19 protein-coding genes and 3 pseudogenes are annotated in these 24,397 nt (G+C 60.4%); 9 read left to right on the top strand and 13 right to left on the bottom strand.

Annotated features, from left to right (window positions below; all coding sequences use genetic code 11):
• The first annotated feature begins 178 nt into the window (after positions 1-178).
• Positions 179-955 (top strand): ABC transporter substrate-binding protein, encoded by a 777-nt coding sequence (locus tag ACR52_RS28340; protein WP_048731648.1) that lies wholly within the window; start codon positions 179-181, stop codon positions 953-955.
• A gap of 151 nt (positions 956-1,106) precedes the next feature.
• On the opposite strand, the gene ACR52_RS28335 is transcribed toward ACR52_RS28340, so the two are convergent.
• From ACR52_RS28335 to ACR52_RS28320, 4 genes are all read right to left on the bottom strand, one after another.
• Entirely contained in the window at positions 1,107-1,733 is a 627-nt protein-coding gene (locus ACR52_RS28335) for a helix-turn-helix transcriptional regulator (RefSeq protein WP_048731646.1), read from the bottom strand.
• Positions 1,733-2,866: an NAD(P)/FAD-dependent oxidoreductase gene (locus ACR52_RS28330; RefSeq protein WP_048731644.1), complete on the bottom strand. Its 1,134-nt coding sequence runs from the start codon at positions 2,864-2,866 to the stop codon at positions 1,733-1,735. Before ACR52_RS28330 ends, ACR52_RS28335 begins: the two co-directional genes overlap by 1 nt.
• A 21-nt stretch (positions 2,867-2,887) precedes the next feature.
• On the bottom strand, positions 2,888-3,835 hold the full coding sequence (locus ACR52_RS28325) for an ornithine cyclodeaminase family protein (RefSeq protein WP_048731642.1): 948 nt from the start codon (positions 3,833-3,835) through the stop codon (positions 2,888-2,890).
• A 403-nt stretch (positions 3,836-4,238) separates the two neighbouring features.
• Entirely contained in the window at positions 4,239-5,177 is a 939-nt protein-coding gene (locus tag ACR52_RS28320) for a LysR family transcriptional regulator (RefSeq protein WP_048731640.1), read from the bottom strand.
• Positions 5,178-5,286: 109 nt separating this feature from the next.
• Between ACR52_RS28320 and ACR52_RS28315 the strand changes: the two genes are divergently transcribed.
• The 3 genes from ACR52_RS28315 (at position 5,287) to ACR52_RS28305 (ending at position 9,533) form a co-directional block, all read left to right on the top strand.
• On the top strand, positions 5,287-6,786 hold the full coding sequence (locus tag ACR52_RS28315; protein WP_048731638.1) for a CoA-acylating methylmalonate-semialdehyde dehydrogenase: 1,500 nt from the start codon (positions 5,287-5,289) through the stop codon (positions 6,784-6,786).
• Between the two features lie 306 nt (positions 6,787-7,092).
• Entirely contained in the window at positions 7,093-8,031 is a 939-nt protein-coding gene (locus ACR52_RS28310) for a pectate lyase family protein (protein WP_048731636.1), read from the top strand.
• Positions 8,032-8,282: 251 nt separating this feature from the next.
• On the top strand, positions 8,283-9,533 hold the full coding sequence (locus tag ACR52_RS28305; protein WP_048731634.1) for a glycoside hydrolase family 68 protein: 1,251 nt from the start codon (positions 8,283-8,285) through the stop codon (positions 9,531-9,533).
• A 147-nt stretch (positions 9,534-9,680) separates the two neighbouring features.
• Here ACR52_RS28305 and ACR52_RS28300 read toward each other — a convergent pair whose 3' ends face one another.
• On the bottom strand, positions 9,681-11,096 hold the full coding sequence (locus tag ACR52_RS28300) for an MFS transporter (protein WP_048731633.1): 1,416 nt from the start codon (positions 11,094-11,096) through the stop codon (positions 9,681-9,683).
• 88 nt (positions 11,097-11,184) lie between these two features.
• On the opposite strand from ACR52_RS28300, the gene soxR reads away from it, so the two are divergent.
• Positions 11,185-11,637, top strand: a complete 453-nt coding sequence (soxR, locus tag ACR52_RS28295; RefSeq protein WP_048731631.1) for a redox-sensitive transcriptional activator SoxR — start codon at positions 11,185-11,187, stop codon at positions 11,635-11,637.
• 51 nt (positions 11,638-11,688) lie between these two features.
• On the opposite strand, the gene ACR52_RS28290 is transcribed toward soxR, so the two are convergent.
• The 4 genes from ACR52_RS28290 to xylA all read right to left on the bottom strand — a co-directional run bounded on the left by ACR52_RS28290 (position 11,689) and on the right by xylA (position 17,057).
• Entirely contained in the window at positions 11,689-12,825 is a 1,137-nt protein-coding gene (locus ACR52_RS28290) for a sugar ABC transporter permease (protein ID WP_048731630.1), read from the bottom strand.
• Positions 12,826-14,370 (bottom strand): D-xylose ABC transporter ATP-binding protein, encoded by a 1,545-nt coding sequence (gene xylG, locus ACR52_RS28285; RefSeq protein WP_048731628.1) that lies wholly within the window; start codon positions 14,368-14,370, stop codon positions 12,826-12,828.
• Positions 14,371-14,501: 131 nt separating this feature from the next.
• Positions 14,502-15,500 carry a D-xylose ABC transporter substrate-binding protein gene (gene xylF / locus ACR52_RS28280; protein WP_048731627.1) on the bottom strand — a complete coding sequence of 333 codons (999 nt, stop codon included), beginning with the start codon at positions 15,498-15,500 and terminating at the stop codon, positions 14,502-14,504.
• A gap of 240 nt (positions 15,501-15,740) precedes the next feature.
• Positions 15,741-17,057 (bottom strand): xylose isomerase, encoded by a 1,317-nt coding sequence (xylA, locus tag ACR52_RS28275; RefSeq protein ID WP_048731626.1) that lies wholly within the window; start codon positions 17,055-17,057, stop codon positions 15,741-15,743.
• A 139-nt stretch (positions 17,058-17,196) separates the two neighbouring features.
• Between xylA and ACR52_RS28270 the strand changes: the two genes are divergently transcribed.
• Positions 17,197-18,372 (top strand): XylR family transcriptional regulator, encoded by a 1,176-nt coding sequence (locus ACR52_RS28270; RefSeq protein ID WP_048731625.1) that lies wholly within the window; start codon positions 17,197-17,199, stop codon positions 18,370-18,372.
• A 177-nt stretch (positions 18,373-18,549) separates the two neighbouring features.
• Here ACR52_RS28270 and ACR52_RS31970 read toward each other — a convergent pair.
• The 3 genes and pseudogenes from ACR52_RS31970 to ACR52_RS28260 all read right to left on the bottom strand — a co-directional run.
• Positions 18,550-19,086: pseudogene (locus ACR52_RS31970) on the bottom strand (methyl-accepting chemotaxis protein); the annotation flags it as partial.
• 327 nt (positions 19,087-19,413) lie between these two features.
• Positions 19,414-20,493, bottom strand: a pseudogene (locus ACR52_RS31965) (HAMP domain-containing protein); the annotation flags it as partial.
• Positions 20,494-20,640: 147 nt separating this feature from the next.
• Complete coding sequence (locus tag ACR52_RS28260) at positions 20,641-21,531, bottom strand: bestrophin family protein (protein ID WP_048731623.1); 891 nt, start codon at positions 21,529-21,531, stop codon at positions 20,641-20,643.
• 188 nt (positions 21,532-21,719) lie between these two features.
• Here ACR52_RS28260 and ACR52_RS28255 point away from each other — a divergent pair, with 188 nt between their 5' ends.
• Positions 21,720-21,983 (top strand): hypothetical protein, encoded by a 264-nt coding sequence (locus ACR52_RS28255; RefSeq protein WP_048731813.1) that lies wholly within the window; start codon positions 21,720-21,722, stop codon positions 21,981-21,983.
• A pseudogene (locus tag ACR52_RS28250) lies at positions 21,980-22,735 on the top strand (Fic family protein). The gene ACR52_RS28255 and the pseudogene ACR52_RS28250 overlap by 4 nt, the downstream one beginning before the upstream one ends.
• Before the next feature lie 41 nt (positions 22,736-22,776).
• Here ACR52_RS28250 and ACR52_RS28245 read toward each other — a convergent pair.
• Positions 22,777-23,076, bottom strand: coding sequence for an ArsR/SmtB family transcription factor (locus ACR52_RS28245; RefSeq protein WP_048731621.1), 300 nt, complete (start codon positions 23,074-23,076; stop codon positions 22,777-22,779).
• Positions 23,077-23,168: 92 nt separating this feature from the next.
• Between ACR52_RS28245 and ACR52_RS28240 the strand changes: the two genes are divergently transcribed.
• Positions 23,169-24,260: an NADH:flavin oxidoreductase/NADH oxidase gene (locus ACR52_RS28240; RefSeq protein WP_048731619.1), complete on the top strand. Its 1,092-nt coding sequence runs from the start codon at positions 23,169-23,171 to the stop codon at positions 24,258-24,260.
• Positions 24,261-24,397: the final 137 nt, after the last annotated feature.

Genomic DNA, 24,397 nt, shown 5'->3' with positions numbered 1-24,397 from the left:
CCATGCGTCAAGCACATAGGCGTGTGCTGGTCCTTGCGCTTCGGGGGAGCGCTTTGATGCTGTCAAGCGGATTGACGCAAAATACACAAAAGTCCATTATGGAATTATAAGTACAAAAAACGGCTTCATTTCTATCTTAAAACTTGCCAAATCAACAACAACTTGCGAGTAAACGATCATGAAGAAACGCTCCCTTATCACCGCCCTGGCCCTGAGCCTGTTGGCTTCCAGCCACTTGTTGGCCGCCGAGAAAACCCTGCGCATCGGCATCGAGGCGGCTTACCCGCCGTTCGCGTCCAAGACGCAGGACGGCAAGATTGTCGGGTTCGACTACGACATCGGCAATGCGCTGTGCGCGCAGATGAAAGTCAAATGCGTGTGGGTCGAGGGCGAGTTCGACGGCCTGATTCCTTCGCTCAAAGTGAAGAAAATCGACATGGCCCTGTCGTCCATGACCATCAACGAAGACCGCAAGAAGTCGGTGGACTTCACCCACAAGTATTACTTCACCTCATCGCGCCTGGTGATGAAAGACGGGGCGCAGGTGGATGACCAGTACGCCAGCCTCAAGGGCAAGACCATCGGCGTGCAACGCGCGACGACCACCGACCGTTATGCCACCGAGGTGTTCGAACCCAAGGGCATCAACGTCAAGCGCTACAGCAATAACGAAGAAATCTACATGGACCTGGCGGCGGGGCGCCTGGACGCTATCTTTGCCGACACCATCCCCCTGCAGGATTTCCTGTCGATGCCCCGGGGCAAGGGCTACGCGTTTGTCGGCCCGGAACTCAAGGACCCGAAATACGTGGGCGAGGGCTCGGGGATCGCGGTGCGCAAAGGTAATACCGAGTTGGTCGGCGAGTTGAATACGGCCATCGACGGCATCCGTGCGAGTGGCGAGTACCAGAAGATCTCTGAGCACTACTTCAAGTCCGATATTTACGGCGATTGACTGATCCCTGTGAAGCGGGAAATTGTGGCGAGCGAGCTTGCTCGCGTTGGCGTGCGAAGCGCTCCCGGCTTTTTCAAGGGCTGCTACGCAGCCCAGCGGGACGGTGCGGCGATCCGACAAGCGCCCTCGCCACAATAGTGCGCATCAGGTGTTAGCCCTTCAATTCCTTCAGGTGCTTGTAAACCGTTGCCCGCCCCATGCCCAGCACATTGGCCACGTAGTTCGACGCGCTTTTGCCCTTGAACGCGCCTTCGGCGTGCAGCGCCAGCACCAGCTCGCGCTTGTGGTCGCGGGTCAGCAGGTTCAGGCTCAACTGGCGCTCGCGCATCCAGGCATGCAAAAACGTGTTGATGCGTTCCTGCCAGTCATCGCGAAACAGCGAGTCCGGCTGCGGGATCAGCTTGCTTGGTGAGAGAAACAAATCCAGCGCCGCCTTGGCGTTTTCGAACAGTGAAATATTCAGGTTGATGCACAGCACCGCCAGCGGCTTACCTTTGTGGTCGTGCAGCACGGTGCTCAGGCTGCGAATTTTCTGACCGTCCCAGTTGAGCTTTTCGTAGGGGCCGATGTTCACTTCGCTGACGTCATCGCTGAGCATGTCCTCCAGCGCCGAGTCGTCACCAATACTGCGTTTGGACAGGTTATTGGCGATGTAGTCGACCTTTTGTGTGCGCAAGTCATGCAGCACCGCTTCCGCATGGGGGAAGAACAGCGTGGCGATCGCATCGGCGATCGCACGGAAATTTCGGATTACGTTCTCGTGTTCAGCGCTGCTCATCAATGCGGCTCCAGGCGGTCGGGGGAGAGCATACCAGCGTCCAGGCCGAACCGCGTCAGTTGCTCCGGCAACGGGGCGCCGCGCACCAGGGCTGCACTGGCCTGGCCCATGGCGGGGGATGTCTGGATGCCATAGCCGCCTTGCGCCGCCACCCAGAACAGCCCGGGCACCCGAGGATCAAACCCGGACAGCAAATCCCCGTCGTGCACAAAACTGCGCAGGCCGGCCCAGGTGCGGGTCGGGCGGCGGATAGTCAGGGTGGTGGCCTCTTCGATCTGATAAATGCCCATGGCGATGTCCAGTTCTTCGGGCTGAATGTCCTGGGGTTCCACGGGGTCGGCGTTGGCCGGCGAGCCGAGGAACATGCCGGCGTCGGGTTTCATGTAGAAGGCTTCGTCGAGCGCCACGAGCATCGGCCAGTCATGGGCATCGAGGCCTTCGGGGCCAGCGAAGATAAACGCCGAGCGCCGCTTGGGTTGCAAGCCGATGGAGGCGGCGCCGGCCAGCCCGCCGATATGGTCGGCCCACGCCCCGGCGGCATTGATGATGACCGGCGCGGTGACGGTTTCGCGCTGGGTGCGCACATGCCACAGGCCTGCGCTGTCACGGCTCAAACCGAGCACATGGCTGTCGGTGCGCACCTCGCCCTGGTGGCGACGGATACCGCGCAGGTAGCCCTGGTGCAGGGCGTCGGTGTCGATGTCGCTGGCGGTGGGGTCATAGAGGGCGCCGTGGACTTTCTCGCGGCGCAGGATCGGCAGCCGCGCACAGGCCTCGTCGGCGCTGAGTTGTTCGACCTGCGGCACGGTGGCTTTGGCGCTGAGGTATTGCGCGTTCAACTCGGCCGGGTCGCCGATGAAGTCGACGGTCATCTCGCCGCGTGGTGTCAGCAGCGGGTGCTCGCAGAAACCGGCCGGCGGGTTGTCGAAAAAGTCACGACTGGCCAGGGTCAACGCGCGCACTTGCGGGGTGCCGTAAGCGGCAGTGTAGAGCGCCGCCGAACGCCCGGTGGAGTGATAGGCCGGGTGGGATTCACGTTCCAGCACCAGCACTTTGCCGTGGGGCGCCAGCCAAAAACCCGTGGACGCGCCAGCAATGCCGCCGCCGATGATGATGAAATCTGCGTCGCTCATGAACATCTCCTGAAAAGTGAGTTAGCGCTGGAGTTGGTACAGGGCATTGGCCAGTGCGATGTCTTCCAGGCCCAGCCCGATGGAGCGGAAAAACACGTGGCGGTCGTAGTCCGGGCGCTGGACCTTGTCACTGAGCAACTCGGGCAGGTCGCCGACCACCGCGCGCTTGTCCCAGCCATGGTGTTCGGTGGCGATCAGCATATCGCCGGCCGAGCCGGGAGTGGTCTGGCGATAGTCGCAGAATACCTGCATGTCGTTGAGGCAGTGGGGCGGCACTTCATGGGCGCGCGGTGCGTTGGTGCTGATGGACGTAATCAGCGCCGGTTTGCTCAAGCGCGCCGGGTCGATCACCGGCCCGGCCGACGAGGTGCACAGCAGGATAACGTCCGCGTCGTGCAGGGCGGCCTCGCAGGTATCGGCGATGACCAGGCGCGGGTCCAGGCTCTTGAGTTGTGCGATTGCATCGGCGCAGGTGTGGGCCAGGCTCGGCGAAAACACGCTGATGTGCTGCCAATCTCTGAGGTTTTGCACATAGTGCAGGTGCGCCTGGGCGACCTTGCCGCTGCCGATGATCGCCAGGCGCCGAGCCGACAACGGCGTCAGCGCGTCCACCGCGAGTGCCGTGGTGGCAGCGGTGCGGGCGGTGGTCAGTTCGGCTGCATCACACAGCAGCAACGGCTGGCCGGTGTGCATCGACATCAACAGCGTCCACGCCGTCACCAGCGGCCCTTGTTCCCGCACGATATACGGCGAGGTTTTGACCCCGTACACCCCGTCCTCGGCCAGCACGCCCAGGTAGTTGATAAAGTCGCCGGCACCTTGCGGGAACTCCACCAGTTGCTGTGCCGGCTGCACCGCGTGCCCGACGGCCAGGTCGCGGAACAGCTTGCGCAGGATGTGTGGCACATCGACCTGAGCGAGTAATTCGCGGGCCTGGGACTGATTGATCACGTAAGGCGTGCTGGGCATCGGTGTCTCCGCGGGTAAACTATTTTGTCCATTATGGACTTTTAGTTCTTGCGGGCAATATACCAGCGAAAAAAAGCTGTCAGGCCTACCCCAACAGACCGCCCCCCGACAATTTCTTCTTCAAATACCCAGCAACGCACGACCCACATCACATACTTCTATGTGGACGCATCGTATAAGGCAGCCTGCCCGGACAACGACGACGCCCGTTATACCTTGGCCAACGGCGGTACGACTTACCCGGTATCGCAGCTACCCGTTACTGTGTGCAGCTACGCACGTAACGCAGCGGGCCAACCTTCGGCGGTACGTACGGATGTGATCGAACGATCCACGTATCTGCCGCCCGTCCAAACGAGCACGCCAGTGCCCGTTCAGCGATAAGGCCAGGTCATGCAGGACGTTAACCCATGAAGCGAAACCCTCCCGACAGTTTCTCCTTCAAATACCCCACCAACGCACTCACCGACTTGGGCACATGCGGTGAGTACGGCCGTATCAAGTAAATTTCATCGGCAAACGCACCCTTGAGCGTCCAGTCCTTGAGCACTTGCACCAGCTTGCCGCTCGCCAGCGCGGCATGGGCGCTGAAGTCCGGGAGCAGGGCGATGCCCAGGTGGTTGAGCGCCGAGTCGCGCAGCGCCTCACTGTTGTTGGTCGAAAAGCTGCCGGAGATAGGCACGGTGACGCGCTCGACCTTTTTGACGCCGCGCTCGAACGTCCAGGCGGGCTGGTCGGTGCCGCGCGGATAGTAGAGGCAGTTGTGCGCGGTCAGGTCGGCGGGTTGGCGCGGTTCACCGTGAAGCTGCAGATAATCGCGCGTGGCCACCAACACCGACGTGGTGTCGCACAGCTTCCACGCCACATGGGTCTCCGGCACCTGGAAACCGTGCCGCACCGCCAGGTCGTAGCCTTCGGCGGCCAGCGAACTCAGGGCATCGGACACGTCCAGCTGGATGCGCACTTGCGGGTACTGCTGCAGGAACTCCGACAGGTGCGGCACCAGTTGTTGCCGGGCGAATGCCACGGGCGCGGTCAGGCGCACCAGGCCGCGAATCTCTCCGGCAGAATCGCGTACCGACGAGAAGCTGCGGGCGATTTGCTCATAGGCGCTGCGCACTTCGCGGGTCAAGGACAACCCCGCATCCGTCAGCCTTACGCTGCGCGTGGTGCGAGTGACCAGTCGCGTGCCGGTGGCTTTTTCCAGGTCTGAAATGCGTTGGCTGACGGCGGATTTGCTCACGCCCAGGCGCGCAGCGGCGGCGGTGTAGGTGCCTTGTTCTTCCAGCACCGACAGCCAGTGAATGTGGGTCCACAGCCCTTCGATCTCAGCCTTTTCCATGATTCTATTGTTCGCTTGTATGGACAATAAGTTCTGGATTCTGCTCTGGTTTGGAACAAATCGAAAGCCTATCGTGTGTCCCATCGCTACCCACCTGGGATCTACTGCCATGACCACAACAATCGAGCATTACATCAACGACCAGCGCGTGAGCCGCGATGATCGTTATCAGGACGTCTACAACCCGGCCACCGGTGAAGTCACCGGGCGCGTCGCCCTGGCCAGCCGCCAGACCGTTGGCGAAGCCGTCGCCGCCGCCCAGGCCGCTTTCGCCGACTGGGCCGACACGCCGCCCATCCGCCGCGCCCGCGTGCTGTTCGAATACCTGCACCTGCTGCGTGAACGCAAGGACGACCTGGCGCGCATCATCGTCGCCGAACACGGCAAGGTCTTCACCGACGCCCAGGGCGAAGTCGACCGTGGCATCGACATCCTCGAATTCGCCTGCGGCATCCCCAACTTGCTCAAGGGCGAACACTCCGACCAGGTCTCCCGTGGCATGGACAACTGGACAATGCGCCAACCGCTGGGTGTGGTCGCCGGCGTCACACCGTTCAACTTCCCGGTGATGGTGCCGATGTGGATGTACCCGATTGCCATCGCTGCGGGTAACACCTTCATCCTCAAGCCAAGCCCGACCGACCCGAGCGCCGCACTGTTCATGGCCGAGCTGCTGCGTGAAGCCGGCTTGCCCAAAGGTGTGTTCAACGTGGTGCAGGGCGACAAGGAATCGGTGGACGCGCTGATCGAACACCCGGACGTCAAGGCGGTGAGCTTCGTCGGCTCCACGCCGATTGCCCAATACATCTACGAAACCGGCGCGCGCAACGGCAAGCGCGTGCAAGGCCTGGGCGGCGCGAAAAACCACATGGTGGTGATGCCCGACGCGGACATCGACCGCACTGTCGACGCCCTGATGGGCGCCGCGTACGGCAGTGCCGGCGAGCGCTGCATGGCGATTTCCGTGGCGGTGCTGGTCGGTGATGTGGGCGATAAAGTCATCGCCGCCCTGACCGAGCGCGCCAAGCAATTGCGCATCACCGACGGCCGCGATCTCAAGGCCGAAATGGGCCCGATCGTCTCGCGTGCCGCCCTTGAGCGCATCAGCGGCTACATCGAACAAGGCGTGCAAGCCGGCGCGCAATTGCTGCTCGACGGCCGTGACTACGTGCCCACCGAACCCGGCCTGGAAAACGGCTTCTGGCTCGGCGCAACCTTGTTCGACCATGTGACCAAAGACATGAGCATCTACCGCGAAGAAATCTTCGGCCCGGTGCTGGCGTGTGTCCGCGTGAATGATTTTGCCGAGGCGGTGAAACTGGTCAACGACCACGAGTTCGGCAACGGCGTCAGCTGCTTTACCCGCGACGGCAACATCGCCCGCGAATTCGCGCGACGGATCGAAGTGGGCATGGTCGGCATCAACGTACCGATCCCGGTGCCGATGGCCTGGCACGGGTTTGGTGGCTGGAAGAAGAGCCTGTTCGGCGACATGCATGCGTATGGCACTGAGGGTGTGCGTTTTTACACCAAGCAGAAATCGATCATGCAGCGCTGGTCGGAGAGCATCGAGCAGGGTGCGGAGTTTGCGATGCCGGTGTCCAAATAACGCTTGGAAGAACACCGTAGGGCAAATGTGGGAGGGGGCTTGCTCCCGATAGCGGAGTGACAGTCACTGTATATGTGCCTGATACACCGCCATCGGGGGCAAGCCCCCTCCCACTTTTGGTTGTTTTTCACTTGAGGGTTGACGGCCAGGCGAATGCAGAATACTGTACATAAACACAGTGTTTAGGCGCTGACCAACCAAACCCTGGCAACCTCAGCCATGCCAAACACCGTGTGTAAGTTAATGGATTAACTTATTGCTCAGGCTCGTTCTACCGAGCCGTTTTTATTTATAGAGAGGGAACTCATGTCGTATCCAGAAAGCAAACTCACCGGTTTGACCGGTTTCGCCCTAGCGGCAAAAGTGACCGGCGGCTGGTCCGGCCCTGTGGTCAGTATCACCACCCTGGATCAACTCAAGGCCAATATTGGCGACACCGTCCCACGGGTACTGGTGATCAACAGTAATATCTCGGCGTCGAGCCTGACCAAAGTCAACATGGGCGCCAACAAGACCCTGATCGGTTCGTTCCAGAACCGCACGTTGGAGAATATTCACCTGCGTGCAACCGCGCAGTCGCAGAACATCATCCTGCAGAATATTATCTTCAAGCATTCGGCGAGCATTAAGGCCAATGACGATATTCAGGTGTACCTGAACTACGGCAGCAAGTACTGGATTGACCATTGCTCGTTTGTTGGGCACAGCTGGTCCACCACTGACGGCAGTGAAGACAAACTGCTGTATATCGGTGAAAAGGCTGATTATGCCACCATCAGCAACTGCTTCTTTGGCAGTCACAAGTACGGGCTGATCTTCGGTCACCCGGCGGATGATAATAAGGCAGAGTTCAACGGTTATCCGCGTCTGACGTTGTGCCATAACCGCTTCGACAACATGGAAGTGCGTGCGCCCGGCTTGATGCGCTACGGTTATTTCCATGTGTATAACAACTGCATCAATAACTTCCACCTCGGTTTCACCCTGGCGCAGAATGCCAATATCCTTTCTGAAAGTAATTACTTTGGCGAAGGCAGCCAAAACAAAGGCATGTTGGATGATAAAGGCACCGGGACGTTCACTGATACAAACAGTGTGCCGCCGATCACCAACCAGAAGTCGCCCAAAGCACAATGGACGGCAAGTTCCAACTACGCCTATACCTTGAAGACGGCGGCGCAAGCCAAGGACTTTACACAGAAAAATGCAGGGGCTCAGGCAGCGCCGCTGGTGTTTGGTAGTTGAGTGGCCAGCTTTCTACTTAGCTGTCATTTATTGCAAGTGCCACTGTATTTATATCAAGGATATAAATACAGTGATGGCCTTTGTAATCTAAATAATTCTTCATGTTGCGATAAGCGGGTGCCCATGTTAAACCTTGGTGCGCACTTGCAGAGCCAACTATCACTTGCTCTTTCAGTCGGTATTAAGTTGCTGGCTGCCAGGTGCTATTTAATCTTCGCTTGTCACTTAAGCGTTAGCAAAAGGACATCATCATGAAACATGCGAATCACACACCCACTCGCTGGACACGGGCCGATGCGCTGAAAGTTAATGAGAATGACCCGACGACGACACAGCCGTTAGTGAGTCCTGACTTTCCTGTCATGAGCGACACGGTCTTTATTTGGGACACCATGCCATTGCGTGAACTGGATGGCACGGTGGTATCGGTCGATGGCTGGTCAGTTATTTTCACACTGACCGCCGACCGCCGCCCCCATGATCCACAATTCATCAATGCCGATGGCCGTTACGACATCAAGCGCGATTGGGAAGACCGCCATGGTCATGCGCGTATCTGCTACTGGTATTCGCGCACCGGTAAGGACTGGATCTTCGGCGGCCGTGTCATGGCCGAAGGGGTTTCGCCGACCACGCGTGAATGGGCGGGCACGCCGATCCTGTTGAATAACAACGGTGACATCGACCTGTACTACACCTGTGTCACACCGGGTGCCACGATTGCCAAAGTCAGGGGCCAGGTTGTCACTTCGGATACCGGTGTCGAGCTGCAAGGCTTTACTCAGGTCAAGTCGTTGTTCGATGCCGACGGCACTTATTACCAAACCGAAGCGCAGAACGCGACCTGGAACTTTCGCGATCCCAGCCCCTTTATTGATCCCGTAGATGGCAAGTTGTACATGGTGTTCGAAGGCAATGTTGCCGGCGAACGCGGGACTCACGAAGTGGGCCCGAATGAAATAGGCTTGGTGCCGCCAGGGCATGAAGATGTAGGCGGTGCGCGTTATCAGGTGGGCTGTATCGGCATCGCGGTTGCCAAAGACCTCAACGGTGATGAGTGGGAGATTTTGCCGCCGCTGGTGACTGCCGTCGGGGTGAATGATCAAACCGAACGGCCGCACTATGTATTCCAGGACAACAAGTACTACCTGTTCACCATCAGTCACAAGTTCACCTATGCGGATGGCGTGACGGGGCCGGATGGCGTCTATGGGTTCGTCAGCGATCACTTGTTCGGCCCCTATACGCTGATGAATGCGTCGGGGCTGGTACTTGGCAACCCGCCTTCGCAGCCGTTCCAGACGTACTCCCACTGCGTGATGCCCAACGGCCTGGTGACGTCGTTTATCGACAGCGTGCCCACCACCGGCGATGACTACCGCATCGGCGGCACCGAAGCGCCGACGGTCAGGATCGTGTTGAAGGGCGCTCGCTCGTTTGTGCAGGAGGCTTACGACTACGGTTACATTCCGGCGATGCGGGACGTGGTGTTGAGCCAGTGAGCGCAGTGCAAAAACCAGCCTGATTCATCAGGTGTAAACCGATCCAAATGTGGGAGGGGGCAAGCCCCCTCCCACATTTTTTTGACCGCGTTTCAGACAGTTGATGCAGCGATCCACTGTGGTCTTGGCTATCTCCAGCAGGTGCCACTAACCGATCATGCGAACCACCCGCCTGGCAATCAGAACACCCATCACAGGTGCCAGTGCAAACACCCCAAACAACCACACGGCAGCGCTCGCGGTGCCTTCGACACCGCCGGGTTCAGTGAGGCCGGCGACGTTCGCTACCATGCCCGCCAGTGCTGCGCCAAACGCGGTGGCGAACAGCTGCACGGTGGTAATCGACGCGCTGGCGAGGTCCTGCTCACCGGCCGGCGCCACCTGGAACACCCGGGTCAGCAAGTGCGGCCATGCCAGCCCCACGCCCAAGCCAATCAGGATTAGCGCCAGGCAGATCGGTGTGAGCGTCTGCCCGCTGCCGTTGCTTTCGACGGGCATCAAGATGGCCAGCGCCACCATGCCCACCACGCCCAGGATCGGCCCGGCCAGGATCGCCCGTCGAATGTTGCTGCCCGTCACACCCGCGCTGGCGATTGACCCCAGCGTCCAGCCGGCCGCCATCAGTGCAGCAAGATAACCGGCCACCAGCGGCGACTGGTGGTGCAGGACTTGAAGAAACAGCGGCACGAAAATTTCGCCACTGGTCACCGCGACTGCCAGCAACGACATCGTGGCGTACAACGCGCCGAGTGCGGTGGTGATCCGAAAGGCCCCGGCGGGCAACAGCCGATGGCGGGTGCGGCTTTCCGTCATGATCAGCAGCGTGGTGAACACCGCTGCCACGGCCAGCCCCAGCAGGTTCAGGGGCAGGGTGGACGAGACACTGCCGGCCGACACCGCCAGTACCGCCGCCGTCAGCAGCAACAGTTGGGCGAGTGGCAGCGGAGTCGGCTCAGCGCTATCAGTGCCGCGCTTGGGCAGTACCGCCGCCGCCAGCACCGCGAATAACCCGGCCACCGGAATCAACGACCAGAACGCCGCGCGCCATATGCCCCACTCGGCAAACACCCCGCCCACCGCTGGGCCGACCAGCGTCGCCACGCCCCACATCCCCGACACCAATGCCATGGCGCGCGGCCACAGGCTTGCATCGAACACCAACCGAATCATCGCGTAGGACAGTGCGAACAAGAACCCACCGCCCAGCCCCTGCACCAACCGCCCAACGAGCATCACCGGCATGGACGGCGCAAACGCACAGGCCAAGGCCCCGCCGGCAAACACCAGGCTGGCGACCAGGTACGCCGCACGCGGCCCGAGGCTACCGAGCAGGCGCGCTGACAACGCCGAACCGAGGATCGAGGCGGCGACAAATAGCGTGGTGTTCCATGCGTAATAGTCGATACCGCCGATGTCCTGGACCACCGACGGAAGAATCGTGGTGGCGATGTACACGTTGATCGCATGCAGCACCACGCCGCCTGCCAGTGCGAGCGAACGTACGCCGTTGGCACCGGACAACAGGGCGGCCCAGTTGGAGGGGGAGGGTTGAGGTGTGTCCATGTAGGCTCCGATTCAAAGGACTGAAGGCTTGCCAAGGCAAGCCGACACCCTTTATAAAACCTCATGTATAGATGAGGTCAAGAGCTGGATGGAAGCGAAAATCGATGTGCGCATCCCTCTCGGCGTGGGCGAATTGGCCCGCCGCAGTGGTGTGACCGTGGCCACGGTGCATTTCTACGAGGCCAAGGGGTTGATCCACGCACAACGCAGCGCGGGCAATCAGCGTCGCTATCAGCGCGACGTATTGCGCCGGATTGCGGTGATCAAGGTCGCGCAGCGCGCGGGCATTCCGTTGGCGACTATTAAGGACGCATTGGACGAACTGCCTTCAGGACGGCCGTTGACGGCCAAGGACTGGGCACAGCTCTCCACACGCTGGCGCGACCTGTTGAGTGAGCGCATCAATAGCCTCACTCAACTGCGCGACCAGCTCGATGGCTGTATCGGCTGTGGTTGCCTGTCGCTGGATGATTGCCCGCTGCGCAATCCGGGGGATCGCTTGGGGCAGTTGGGGGATGGAGCCGTGTTGCTGGGAAAGTGAGGCGGTCGGTGCCTCTCCCACAGGGTTATGTGGTGTCGGTGAGAATGATGCTTATCGCCGACCTGCCCGCGTACTCACATCCACCCACACCGCCAACACCAAAATGCTGCCCTTCACAATCATCTGCCAGTAACTGTCCACATCCAGCATCGACATGCCGTTATCCAAACTGGTAATCACCAGCGCCCCGAGCAGCGCGCCATACACCGTGCCCGAACCGCCGCGCATGGACGTGCCGCCAATAAAGCACGCCGCGATGGCATCAAGCTCGCCCATGTTGCCCGCCGAAGGGGAGCCCGCCGCGAGGCGTGCGGTGTTGACCATGCCGGCAAGTGCGCACATCACGCCCATGATGCCGAAGATCCACAGTTTCACCGCCTGCACGTTGATGCCCGACAGGCGCGTGGCTTCCATGTTGCTGCCCACCGCATACACGCGGCGGCCGAACACGGTCTGGCGGGTGACGTAGCTGAACACGCCCAGCAGCACCAGCAACAACAGCACCGGCACGGGGATGCCGTCGTAGCTGTTGAGTGTCGTGACGAACCCGGCGAGTACCGCACCGATGACCACCACGCGCAGTACATCGCGCACCAGTGAGTGTGCCGACAAGCCATGCAGCGCCCGGTTGCGTCGCTGCTTCCAGGTCAGAAACAGGGTGAGCGCAAACAGCAACACGCCCAGCCCGACGCCCACCGTGTGCGGCAAATACCCTTGGCCCATATACACCAGCGACGGCGACACCGGCGCAATCGTGGTGCCGCCGGTAATCCCCAACAGAATCCCGCGAAACGCCAGCATCCCGCCCAGGCCGACGATAAACGACGGGATGCGCAGGTAGGCGGTCATGTAGCCGTTGGCCAAACCGATCATTAGCCCGCACAACGCCACCAGGCTGAGGTTGGCCAACAGCGGGATGTGATAGACCACGTCGAGAATCGCCGCGAGCCCGCCCAATAATCCCAGCAACGAACCTACCGACAAATCGATCTCGCCGCTGATGATCACCAGCACCATGCCGCACGCCAGGATCCCGGTGATCGACATCTGCCGCAGCAGGTTGGACAGGTTGCGCGGCGTCAGAAACCCGCCCTCGGTCTGCCAGCTGAAAAACAGCCAGATGAACGCCACGGCGATCACCAGCGCGAGCATTTTGTAGCGGGTGAAAAGGTGTTTGACCTGATTCATCTACGCGGTCTTCCGATGGTTATTATTTTGGCTGAGCGCGGCGGCGAGTACCTGTTCCTGGGTAAGCCCTTGGTTGATGAAATCGCCGCGCAACTGGCCGTCGCCGATCACCAGCACGCGGTTGGACACGCCGAGCACTTCGGCAAGCTCCGACGAGACCATGATGATCGACACGCCCTCGGCCGCCAACGCGCCCATCAGCTTGTAGATCTCATACTTGGCACCCACGTCCACCCCGCGCGTGGGCTCGTCGAGGATCAGTACGCGCGGCTTGGCCATCAGCATTTTTGCCAGCACGGCCTTTTGCTGATTGCCGCCCGACAGGCTGGTGATCGGCAAGAACGGGCTGGCGGTCTTGAGGTGCATGCGCGCGATTTGCTGGTCGATGCTGCCCAGTTCGGCTTCGGCGTCGATGCGGGTCAGGTGGGCGTAGGTGTCGAGCACGGCCAGGGTGATGTTCTGGCCCACGCCGAGGTCGGGGATGATGCCCTGGCGCTTGCGATCCTCGGGCACCATGCACAGCCCGGCGCGGATCGATTTGAGCGGCGTGCGCGTATCGATCACCTGGCCGTCCAGCCAAACCTCGGCGCTGTAGCGGCCGGGGTAGGCGCCGAACAGCGCCGACACCAGCTCCGTGCGCCCGGCGCCGACCAGCCCGACGATGCCGAGGATTTCCCCGCGCCTGAGCACGAACGACACATCGTCGACCCGTTTGCGCTTGGGGTTGTCGACGTCATAGCAGGTGACGTTACGCGCTTCGAAAATCACCTCACCCACCTCATGGGGCTCGGTGGGGTAGAGGTTGCTCATCTCGCGCCCGACCATTTGCGTGATGATTTGCGGGATGTCCATGTCGGCCATGGCCGTGGTCGCGATGTGCTTGCCGTCGCGAATCACGGCAATGGTGTCGCACACGGCGGCCACTTCATCGAGCTTGTGCGAGATGTACACGCAGGCCACGCCCTTGGCCTTGAGGTCGCGGATGATGTCGAGCAATACGTCGATTTCCGAGCGGGTCAGGGCGGAGGAGGGCTCGTCGAGAATCAACAGGCGCGCCTTTTTGTTGAGGGCCTTGGCGATCTCCACCAGTTGCTGGTAGCCGCCGCCGTACTGCGACACCGGCAGCGCGACGTTCATGTCCGGCACCTTGAGTTCACGCATCAACGCTTCGGCACGATGGATCATTGCCGGGTAGTTCATGCGCCCGCCGGGCAACGTCAGTTCGTGGCCCATGAAGATGTTTTCGGCCACCGACAGGTCCGGCACCAGGGTCAGCTCCTGGTGAATGATGACGATGCCCGCTGCCTCGGTTTCGCTGATGGACTGGGCCCTGAGTGGCTGCCCGTCCCAGAGGATTTCACCCTCCCAGGTGCCATAGGGGTAGACCGCCGACAGCACTTTCATCAAGGTCGATTTACCGGCGCCGTTCTCACCGCACAGGCCGATGCATTCCCCCGGGCGCACTTGGATATCGATGCCGTTCAGCGCCTTGACACCGCCAAAGGTTTTGACGATGCCGTTCATTTGCAGCAGGTAGTCGGACATTGTTAAGGCTCACACAAAAGGCTGACGAAACGTACTGTAGAAGCTAGCTTGCTCGCGAAGAACGCATAAGCGACATGGGCTACCGGATAGCGCTGCGTTATCGTTGACGTCTTTCGCGAGCAAGCGGGTGCCTACAGGCCAATCTGCTCTTTGGTGTAAAACCCGTCCTTCTCCAACAGGTCGATATTGGCCTTGGTCAGCGGGGTCGGGGTGAGCAGGATGGTGTCGACTTTCTTGCTGCCGTTGTCGTACTGCGAGCTGTAGGTAGGCTTTTCATTGCGTGCCAGCTGTACCGAGAGCTTGGCGGCTTCGGTGGCGATCAGCTTGAGCGGCTTGTATACGGTCATGGTCTGGGTGCCATCGATCACGCGTTTGATCGCGGCGAGGTCGGCGTCCTGGCCGGAAATTGGCACCTTGCCCGCCAGCTTCTGCGCGGCCAGGGCCTGGATCGCACCGCCGGCGGTGGCGTCGTTGGAGGCGACGATGGCGTCGATTTTATTGTTGTTTCGGGTCAGCGCGTTTTCGACGATGCTCAGGGCTTCGGTGGGGTTCCATTCCTTGACCCACTGCTGGCCGACTATCTTGATATCGCCCTTGTCGATGGCCGGTTGCAGCACCTTCATCTGGCCTTCGCGCAGCACCTTGGCGTTGTTGTCGGTAGGCGCGCCGCCGAGCAGGAAGTAGTTGCCCTTGGGCGCCGCTTGCAGCACGCCACTGGCCTGCATCTCGCCGACTTTTTCGTTATCGAAGGAGATGTAGGCGTCGATATCCGCGTTGAGGATCAGGCGGTCGTAAGACACCACCTTGATCCCGGCCTTTTTGGCTTCGGCGACGGTGTTGGTCAGCACCGTGGCGTTGAACGGCACGATAACGATCACGTCGACGCCGCGGGAGATCAGGTTTTCAATCTGTGAAATCTGCTTCTGCTCGTTGGCATCGGCTGACTGTACGAAGACTTTGGCATCGAGCTTTTCCGCCGCTGCGACGAAGTAATCGCGGTCGCGTGACCAGCGCTCCAGGCGCAGGTCGTCGATGGAGAAGCCGATTTTCGGGTGGGCGGAATCGGCCATCACCGGCAGGGCGAGCAGGGCCAGGGCAGTAGCGAGCAGGGTGCGTTTGAATGACTTCATGGTGGTGCGTCCTTTTATTGTTGTTGGATAGACACAGCGTGATGCGGGTAGAACTGTAGACGAACACTGTAATGAGCGTGAGCAGGCTTTTTTGTGGCGAGCGGGCTTGCCCCGCGTTGGGCTGCGAAGCAGGCCCAAAACCTGACACTGCGGTGTGTCAGGTGCAAGCGCATAGCCTGGAATGGGGCTGCTTCGCAGCCCAGCGGGAGCAAGCTCCCTCGCCACAAAAGCGACTTGCCGTCAGGTGTAGATAAACCGGTTGACCACCCCCTCAAGCATCTCCTGGCGCCCACTCACCGCCTGCGGGTTCAGTTCATGGGCAAACGCGTGTTCGGCCAGCGACTCCAGGCTGAACTCACCGGCCAGCACCGCTTGGCCCAACGGCTGCTGCCACCCGGCATAACGCTGGTCCTTGAACTGCTGCAACCGGTCGTTCTGCACCATCGCCGCCGCACGCTCCAGCGCCAGGGCGAGCACGTCCATGGCAGCCACATGCCCGTGGAACAGGTCCACATCGTCCAGGCTCTGGCGGCGCACCTTGGAATCGAAGTTGTACCCGCCATTCTTGAAGCCCCCGGCCTTGAGGATTTCATAAGTGGCGAGGGTCATCTCCTCGACGCTGTTGGGGAACTGGTCGGTGTCCCAGCCGTTCTGTGGGTCGCCGCGGTTGGCGTCGATGCTGCCGAAAATCCCCAGGGACACGGCGGTGGCAATCTCGTGATGAAAACTGTGCCCCGCCAGAGTCGCGTGGTTGGCCTCGATATTCACCTTGATCTCGTGTTCCAGGCCGTACTCATGCAGGAAGCCGAACACCGTGGCGCTGTCGTAATCGTATTGATGCTTGGTCGGCTCCTGGGGCTTGGGTTCGATCAGCAGGTCGCCCTTGAAACCGATCTTGTGCTTGTGCTCCACCACCATGCGCATGAAGCGCCCGAGCTGCTCGCGCTCGCGTTTCAGGTCGGTGTTGAGCAGGGTTTCATAGCCCTCGCGGCCGCCCCACAGCACATAATTCGAGCCCTTGAGCCGCAGGGTAGCGTTCATCGCACTGAACACCTGGGCGGCGGCGTAGGCGAACACTTCCGGGTCTGGATTGCTCGCCGCACCGGCAGCAAAACGTGGGTTGCTGAAGCAGTTGGCAGTGCCCCACAGCAGCTTGATGCCGGTCTGCTCCTGATGGTGCTCCAGGTGGTCGACCATCTGCGCGAAGTGGTGGCGATATTCCTTGAGCGAACTGCCTTCCGGCGCGACGTCGGTGTCGTGGAAGCTGTAGTAATCGATGCCCAGCTTGGAGAAAAACTCAAACGCTGCGTCGGCCTTGCCGATCGCCAGTTCCAGCGGGTCGCCGCTGCGCTGCCACGGGCGCTTGAAGGTGCCCACGCCAAACATGTCCGCTCCCGGCCAGACAAAGGTGTGCCAATAACACGCAGCCATCCGCAGGTGTTCGCGCATGGGCTTACCGAGGATCAGCTTATTGGCGTCGTAGTGGCGAAAGGCGAGGGGGGCGTCGCTGGCAGGGCCTTCGAAGCGAACCTTCTCGACACCGGGGAAGTACTGCATGGCGTTTTCCTTATTGTTCTTGGCGGTGTCTCGATACTAGCAACGGCATAGGGCCTGCCGATTATGAAAATCACCAAAGCGTAGTGCGATTTTGAGTGGTGGGGGCTAGTCTGTAGCGACAGGCCTCAGGACAAAAACAATGAAAACCCTACCGCCCGTTCACCGTATCGCCCTGTTGTTCAACGGCAGCAAAATCTACGACCGCGGCATCATCACCGGCATCGGCAATTACCTGAGCAGCACCCGCGCTTCGTGGGATTTGTTCCTGGAAGAAGATTTTCTCTGCCGCCTCAAAGGCATCGAGCGCTGGCAGGGCGACGGCATCATTGCCGACTTCGACGACCCACTGATCGGCGAGGCGCTGGCCGACATCAAGCTGCCGGTGGTGGCGGTGGGTGGTTCCTACCAGGATGCGCGCGCCTACCCCAAGGGCATTCCCTACGTGGCCACCGACAACCATGCCTTGATGAAACTGGCGTACGCGCATTTGATCGAGGCCGGCCTGACCCGTTTTGCCTGCTTCAGCCTGCCGCAAGCCCAAGCCAATCGCTGGGCCCAGGAGCGCGAAAAAGCCTTTCGCCAACTGCTGCAACGCGATGGTTTGCACGTTGAGGTTTATCGCGGCCTGGGCACCAGCGCGCCGCTGTGGGACAGCGCCGTCGAACAGCAAATCGCCTGGCTGCAGAGCCTGCCCAAACCCATCGGCATCATCGCTGTCACCGACGCCCGCGCCCGGCAACTGCTGCAGGCCTGCCTCACCGCCGGCATCGCGGTGCCGGAGCAGGTCGCGTTGATCGGCATCGACAACGACCCGCTGACCCGCACCCTCACGCGCGTACCGCTGAGTTCAGTGATCCAGGGCACCGAGACCATGGGCCGTACCGCTGCGGCCCTGCTGCATCAAATGCTGCACGGCAAACCCTGCGCGGGCACGCAGATTCTGGTACCGCCGGACGCGATCAACGTGCAAGCCTCCAGCCTGCATCAACCCTTGGGCAATCCGTACGTGATGCAGGCGCTGCTGTTTATCCGTCAATACGCCTGCCAGGGCATCAAGACCGCACAAGTCGCGGCCTATGTCGGCGTATCACGGTCGTCCCTGGAAGCGCATTTTCGCAAGGTGCGCGGTTGCAGCGTGCACGACGAGATCCTGCGCTTCAAACTCACAGCCGCGGCCAAGGGCCTGGAAAACCATGAGCTGGCGATTGCCGATATTGCGGCCAAGTGCGGCTTCAAGTCGGCGCAGTACCTGCACACGGTGTTTCGTCGCGAGTTTGGCTGTACGCCTCGGGAGTATCAGCAGGGCGCCGGCTAGAACACCGCCAGGTGCCCTGAGCGGCTACGGCAGCGCGTACGCGATCACATAGTCACCACGGTCAGTCGACTGACGCGCACCGCCTGCAGGCCAGGGCCTTGTTCTGCGACGGCACCATCTCCTAAAGTTTGCAGGGGAGAGTCAAGGCGGTGAACGGTTCACCCCTCGTTAACGCGCTTAGAACTTGAACCGCCCCACCAAGCCCTTGAGCTGCCCCGAAATATCCGTCAACCGCCCGGACCCGGTTTGCGCCGTGTGGGCAAATTCCTCGACCAACTGCGCATCGGCATGGATCTGCGCGATGTGCCGGTTGATCTCTTCGGCCACTTGGTGTTGCTCTTCGGCGGCCGTGGCGATCTGGGTGTTCTGGTCGCGAATCGAGTCCACCGAGCCAAGGATCTTGTCGAAGCTGTCGCGGGCCTGCTGGATGCGTTCCACGCTGGTGTGCGAGACCTGCAGGCTGCCCTGCATCTGCAGGGTAACTTCCTGGGTGCGGCGGGCGAGGTTGCCGAGCAGGCTGTCGATCTCGCCGGTGGAGTCGGCGGTGCGTCGGGCGAGGGCGCGGACTTCGTCGGCCACTACGGCAAAGCCACGGCCCTGGTCACCGGCGCGTGCGGCTTCAATCGCAGCGTTGAGTGCCAGCAGGTTGGTCTGTTCGGCGATGGAGCGGATGGTGTCGAGGATGGTGTTGATGTTCTTGCTGTCCTGTTCGAGCAACTGCATGGTCTGGGTCGACTTTTGCAAGTCTTCGCTCAGTTTGAGCACGCTGCCAGTGGCTTCGCCGATGTGCTGCTGGCCGTTGTGCACATCGCGATAGCCTTCGTCGGCGCTGGTCGCGGCGGCGCTGCAGGAGCGGGCGACTTCGTTTGAGGTGGCCACCATTTCGTTGAACGCAGTGCTCACCAGTTCCACGGCTTCGCGTTGGCGACCGGCGGCCTGGTTCATGTTGTGTGCGACTTCACGGGTATCGGCGGCGGCGGTTTGCAGGTCGGAGGAGGCGTTGCCGATGCGCTGCACCAGTTGAGCGATCATGCTCAGGAACTGGTTGAACCAGCCCGCCAGGCTGGCGGTTTCGTCCTTGCCCTGCACCTTGAGCTGGCGGGTGAGGTCGCCTTCACCTTCGGCAATCTCTTGCAGGCCGTCGGCCACGCCGCGAATCGGGCGCACGATCACGCTGGCGAAACTGGCGCCGACAATCGCGAACACCACGGCCAGTGCCGCCGCAATAGCGGCGATCAGCCAGGTCAGGCTGGTCGCGCCGGCCATCACTTCGTCACGCTTGATCAAGCCGATAAAACGCCAGCCCAGGCCCTGGGAACTGACCACGTTGGCCATGTACGGCACGCCATTGATCTCGATCTGGGTCACGCCATCGCCGCGTTTGGCCAGTTCGGCATAGTTGGGGCCGATATCGGCCAGGGGCTTGAAGTTGTGCTTGGCGTCGCTGGGGTCCACCAGCACGTTGCCGTTGGCTTCCACCAGCATCAGGTAGCCGCTGTCGCCCAGCTTGATGTTGCGCACCAGTTCGGTGAGTTGCTTGAGCGACACATCCAGGCCGACCACGCCCAGGATATTGCCGGTGGCGTCGGCGACGGTGTGCACGGTGCCGATCAGTACCACATCGTCCGGGGCCCAGTAGTAGGCGCCGGTGCGCACGGTGGTGCCCGGCGCGGCGATGGCAGCTTTGTACCAGGGGCGCACGCGCGGGTCGTAGTTGTTCAGTTTGGTGTCGTCAGGCCAACTGGCGTAGCCGCCGTCGCTCAGCCCCAGGGACAGGTAGGCGGTGCTCGGGTGGCTCTTGGCGAACTGGTCGAAAATCGCCAACAGGTCTTTGTTGGTAGGGGTTAGGGGGATTTGCGCGGCGTCGGCGCCGGCGTAGCTCTTGAGGTCCTTGGCCGCGACAACGCGCGGGTCCTTGGCCACAAAGTCGACGTTCTGGCTGATGCCGTCGAAAAACTGCTTCATGCCATTGTCGATCTGGCGAATCTCGCGACCGCTGCTGTCGAGGAAATTGGCCAGGGCCCCGTCGCGCACATTCAGCACAACGAGCACGGCCACCAGGATAACTGGCAGGCACGCGATGGTGGCAAACGCCCAGGTCAGCTTCTGCTTGATATTCATGACTTCTCCCGCGGGTATTTATAGTTTTGGCAAGGAAAAACGGTAGCGATGAGCGTCGCATGTGTTGTTTAGGAGGGGGTGTGTGGCCCATGCGTACCCCCACTATATCGACTGCGGGGGCAAGCACTTGAGGCCGAAAGGGGGTGTTTAGCCGATGCGCTCGCCACCCAGCGCATCACGCTGCATCGACTGCAGGTTTTTCTCGATGGTTTCGCAGATGGTTTCCATCTGGATCTGGTGTTCGCTGGAGTGGAACGGGCTTTGCAGGTCGGTGCCGATGCGTTCGATGGCCAGCAGCATAAAGCCCACCACCGTGGAGGCCAGCGGGGTGAACCAGCCCAGGGACTCCACCAGGCCCACCGGCACGATCAGGCAGAACAGCGAGATAAACAGCCGCGGGAAATACACGTAAGGGTAGGGCAGCGGCGTGTTGGCGATACGTTCCATGCCGCCCTGGGCGTTGGACAGGTCCACCAGGGTCGACTCCAGCCGCGCCAGGCGAATGCTGTCCAGGTGCCCGGCCTTGTATTCCTTGGCCAGCAGCGCCGCCGAGCCGGTCAGGATGTCATTGGCAAAGTTGTTGGTGGCGCCGTTGCGCGCAAATTCCTCGGAGGGAATAAAGGCCCGTACTTCCTGGGGGCAGGGTTCGCCCTTGAGGTGCGCGGCCAGGCAGTTCACATAGGCCACATGGCGACGCAGCAAGGTGGCCTTGACCGGGTTCACTTCGCCGTCCGGGTCGTCCATCAGGGTCAGCACCTGGCGCGCAAAGCTGCGCGAGTTGTTGACCATCGACCCCCACAGGGTGCGGGCTTCCCACCAGCGGTTGTAAGCGCTGCTGTTACGAAAGCTGATCAGCACCACCAGCGCCGAGCCGAGCAAGGTCAGGGGCATCAGCGGCAGGTTGATCTTGGCGGTGAGAAACAGCATGAAGTCCACGGTGACGGCGACGTCCCACAGCAACAGCCAGAACAGGGCCCAGCCCACGTAGCCCATGGTCTTGATGATCAGGCGGTATTTTTTGATGATGGCGGCTTTCAAACGAGGACCTCGCGCGAGCGGTAAGCAACAGTGCCTTAGCTCGGACGCTGGTTTAACGTGAAAGGTTCGGTGGGGGTGGGTAACCATGGCCACAGCTGCGGATAAAATCAGCTATGCACTCTTTGAGTTGGCTTGAGAGTAAGGGCCGCCGCCATGCTATGCTCGGAGGGCAAATTGAGGGATTTCAGATGACTAAAACAACCGATGACAGTGTTGCTGGCAAAGTGCGCAGGCTGGCGAAAGCTCATCATGTCACTGCTGAACGTGACGTTGTAAGCCGTATGGCTGTGGCGATCACCGGATTGGCTGGGGATGTAGTTGAATTGGATGGTGTGGAGCAGTTGTTGGTAAATCTTAAGAGGAAAGGCATTCTGAGCAAGTCAGAAACCCTGGCTCTTCAGGGTAGCTATCTTCAGGAGAAGCGGCGCTCGAAGAAGAAACTCAGCGCATGAGTTTTGATCCCTTCGGCGATTTTTAAACCGCTGGGTATCTTCAAAATGCTTTACAGCTTAAAGATCCCGTCGAGGTAAAAGAGTCCGAGCATCTTTCGTTTGAACTGAGCATGGAAGATGCGCTTGGGTACTTGGCTAAGAAAAAACCGATTGATTATAAGTGCCTACTTAGAGTGCACGAGATCTTGTTCTCTGACTTCTATCATTGGGCAGGTAAAGACCGAAATGATCTCGTACCGCATCTTGCAGTTTTCAAGGGTTCACAGGACGATCCCCGCCATACTGTCTTCGAGCATCCTGGCTCGATCAAGCTCTCCGTTGACTATGCCCTTGAACTGGCTTCGAACAAGAAGCGCTTTAGAGATCATCCTGGCGATGTGATGGGTCAATTGGCATTTGCTCATCCTTTTCTCGATGGAAATGGCCGCACGATTCTGCTTGTTTTCATGGAACTTTGTTATCGAGCAAAGTTCGCGATTGAGTGGTCGAGAACGAACAAGGACGACTACCTTCGAGCACTCAGTGAAGAGAGAGGGGCGCCATTCAAAGGGCATCTGAATAATTACCTGAAACCCTTCGTGGTAGATATTGCCCACCGTGATGAGTGGCCAGGAATGATTGGTGGTATCAAGGGGCTGGATGGCCTCGATAAGGAAGGGATTACCTACGAAAACCTAGATAATCCTGAAGTGCAACAGATTTACAAAGTCTATAGAGCGCAGATGCTCGATGTGCCCCCGTCCGCAAAATAGGGCAGTGAGTTAATACTCAAGACCTGCTGAATTGACCCTACCTACCGCTGGGCAAGAATGCTGGCGAGCAACCCGGGAAACCGCTCTTCCAGCACATCGCTGCGCAACGAATTCAGATGAGTGGTACCCGCACTGCGGGTGTGCACCAGCCCGGCGTCGCGCAGCACCCGGAAGTGATGGGACATGCTGGACTTAGGCCGCCCGCCGTCCAGTTCGCCGCACGTGGCCTCGGGCACGCCGGCCAGGCAGCGTACGATTTCCAGGCGCACCGGGTCGCTCAACGCATACAGCAGGCGTTCGAGTGTCAGGTCTTGAAGAGGGGGGTGTTTAAAGGCTCGCATGAGCTGAATGATAACAGGGGGGTATCGTTTAACACCATAGTTCGATTACCATCGAACTATCGAAACAGACATCAACTCTCGGGAGCTCACCCATGTCCGCATTGTTCGAACCGTACACACTCAAAGACGTGACCCTGCGCAATCGCATCGCCATCCCTCCGATGTGCCAATACATGGCCGACGATGGCATCGTCAACGACTGGCACCTCGTGCACCTGGCCAGCATGGCCCGTGGCGGCGCCGGTTTGCTCGTCGTTGAGGCCACCGCCGTTAGCCCTGAAGGCCGTATCACCCCAGGGTGTGCCGGCCTCTGGAGCGACGCGCATGCCGAGGCCTTCGTGCCGATGGTCAAGGCCATCAAGGCTGCAGGCTCGGTGCCGGGCATCCAGATCGGCCATGCCGGTCGTAAGGCCAGCGCCAACCGCCCGTGGGAAGGCGACGACCACATGCCGACTTCCGATGCGCGCAGCTGGGAAACCATCGCACCGTCGGCGATTGCGTTCGGTGCCAACCTGCCCCAAGTGCCACGCGCCATGACCCTGGAGGATATTGCCCGGGTGCGCCAGGACTTCGTCGATGCCGCACGCCGCGCCCGTGACGCCGGTTTTGAGTGGATCGAACTGCACTTCGCCCACGGTTACCTGGGCCAGAGCTTTTTCTCCGAACATTCCAACCAGCGCACCGACGCTTACGGCGGCAGCTTCGACAACCGTAGCCGTTTCCTCCTGGAAACCCTGGCCGCCGTGCGTGAAGTCTGGCCGGAAAACCTGCCGCTGACCGCACGTTTCGGCGTGATCGAATACGACGGCCGCGACGAACAGACCCTCACCGAATCCATCGAACTGGCCCGCCGCTTCAAGGCTGGCGGCCTGGACCTGCTGAGCGTCAGCGTCGGCTTCACTATCCCCGACACCAACATTCCGTGGGGTCCCGCGTTCATGGGCACTATCGCCGAGCGCGTGCGCCGTGAAGCCGGTATCCCGGTGACGTCGGCCTGGGGCTTTGGCACGCCGCAACTGGCGGAAGGCGCATTGCAGGCCGGCCAACTCGACCTGGTGTCGGTCGGTCGCGCGCACTTGGCTGATCCGCATTGGGCTTACTTTGCGGCGAAAGAGCTGGGCGTCGAGAAGTCCTCCTGGACCTTGCCCGCCCCTTACGCGCATTGGCTGGAACGCTATCGCTGAGGCGCTATGCGGTTTTATAAGCCACTCAATTGAGTGGCTTTTTTTCGGCTGGACGTTTGTCGGGTTGGGGTTTGGTAAAAAGCTGTTATTCAAAAAGCAGTGAATGAGAATTCATATCAAACAAGAATTGTTTGGTA

The sequence above is a fragment of the Pseudomonas fildesensis genome (assembly GCF_001050345.1).
Classification (GTDB): Bacteria; Pseudomonadota; Gammaproteobacteria; order Pseudomonadales; family Pseudomonadaceae; genus Aquipseudomonas; species Aquipseudomonas fildesensis.
Note: the sequence above shows the minus strand (reverse complement) of the source record. Positions and strands in the feature narration are given on the sequence as shown.

What these genes read in the sequence shown, in the direction of transcription:
- ACR52_RS28340 (WP_048731648.1), top strand. Translation starts at nt 179, where the DNA reads ATGAAGAAACGCTCCCTTATCACCGCCCTGGCCCTGAGCCTGTTGGCT.
- ACR52_RS28335 (WP_048731646.1), bottom strand. Translation starts at nt 1,733, where the DNA reads ATGAGCAGCGCTGAACACGAGAACGTAATCCGAAATTTCCGTGCGATC.
- ACR52_RS28330 (WP_048731644.1), bottom strand. Translation starts at nt 2,866, where the DNA reads ATGAGCGACGCAGATTTCATCATCATCGGCGGCGGCATTGCTGGCGCG.
- ACR52_RS28325 (WP_048731642.1), bottom strand. Translation starts at nt 3,835, where the DNA reads ATGCCCAGCACGCCTTACGTGATCAATCAGTCCCAGGCCCGCGAATTA.
- ACR52_RS28320 (WP_048731640.1), bottom strand. Translation starts at nt 5,177, where the DNA reads ATGGAAAAGGCTGAGATCGAAGGGCTGTGGACCCACATTCACTGGCTG.
- ACR52_RS28315 (WP_048731638.1), top strand. Translation starts at nt 5,287, where the DNA reads ATGACCACAACAATCGAGCATTACATCAACGACCAGCGCGTGAGCCGC.
- ACR52_RS28310 (WP_048731636.1), top strand. Translation starts at nt 7,093, where the DNA reads ATGTCGTATCCAGAAAGCAAACTCACCGGTTTGACCGGTTTCGCCCTA.
- ACR52_RS28305 (WP_048731634.1), top strand. Translation starts at nt 8,283, where the DNA reads ATGAAACATGCGAATCACACACCCACTCGCTGGACACGGGCCGATGCG.
- ACR52_RS28300 (WP_048731633.1), bottom strand. Translation starts at nt 11,096, where the DNA reads ATGGACACACCTCAACCCTCCCCCTCCAACTGGGCCGCCCTGTTGTCC.
- soxR (WP_048731631.1), top strand. Translation starts at nt 11,185, where the DNA reads ATGGAAGCGAAAATCGATGTGCGCATCCCTCTCGGCGTGGGCGAATTG.
- ACR52_RS28290 (WP_048731630.1), bottom strand. Translation starts at nt 12,825, where the DNA reads ATGAATCAGGTCAAACACCTTTTCACCCGCTACAAAATGCTCGCGCTG.
- xylG (WP_048731628.1), bottom strand. Translation starts at nt 14,370, where the DNA reads ATGTCCGACTACCTGCTGCAAATGAACGGCATCGTCAAAACCTTTGGC.
- xylF (WP_048731627.1), bottom strand. Translation starts at nt 15,500, where the DNA reads ATGAAGTCATTCAAACGCACCCTGCTCGCTACTGCCCTGGCCCTGCTC.
- xylA (WP_048731626.1), bottom strand. Translation starts at nt 17,057, where the DNA reads ATGCAGTACTTCCCCGGTGTCGAGAAGGTTCGCTTCGAAGGCCCTGCC.
- ACR52_RS28270 (WP_048731625.1), top strand. Translation starts at nt 17,197, where the DNA reads ATGAAAACCCTACCGCCCGTTCACCGTATCGCCCTGTTGTTCAACGGC.
- ACR52_RS28255 (WP_048731813.1), top strand. Translation starts at nt 21,720, where the DNA reads ATGACTAAAACAACCGATGACAGTGTTGCTGGCAAAGTGCGCAGGCTG.
- ACR52_RS28245 (WP_048731621.1), bottom strand. Translation starts at nt 23,076, where the DNA reads ATGCGAGCCTTTAAACACCCCCCTCTTCAAGACCTGACACTCGAACGC.
- ACR52_RS28240 (WP_048731619.1), top strand. Translation starts at nt 23,169, where the DNA reads ATGTCCGCATTGTTCGAACCGTACACACTCAAAGACGTGACCCTGCGC.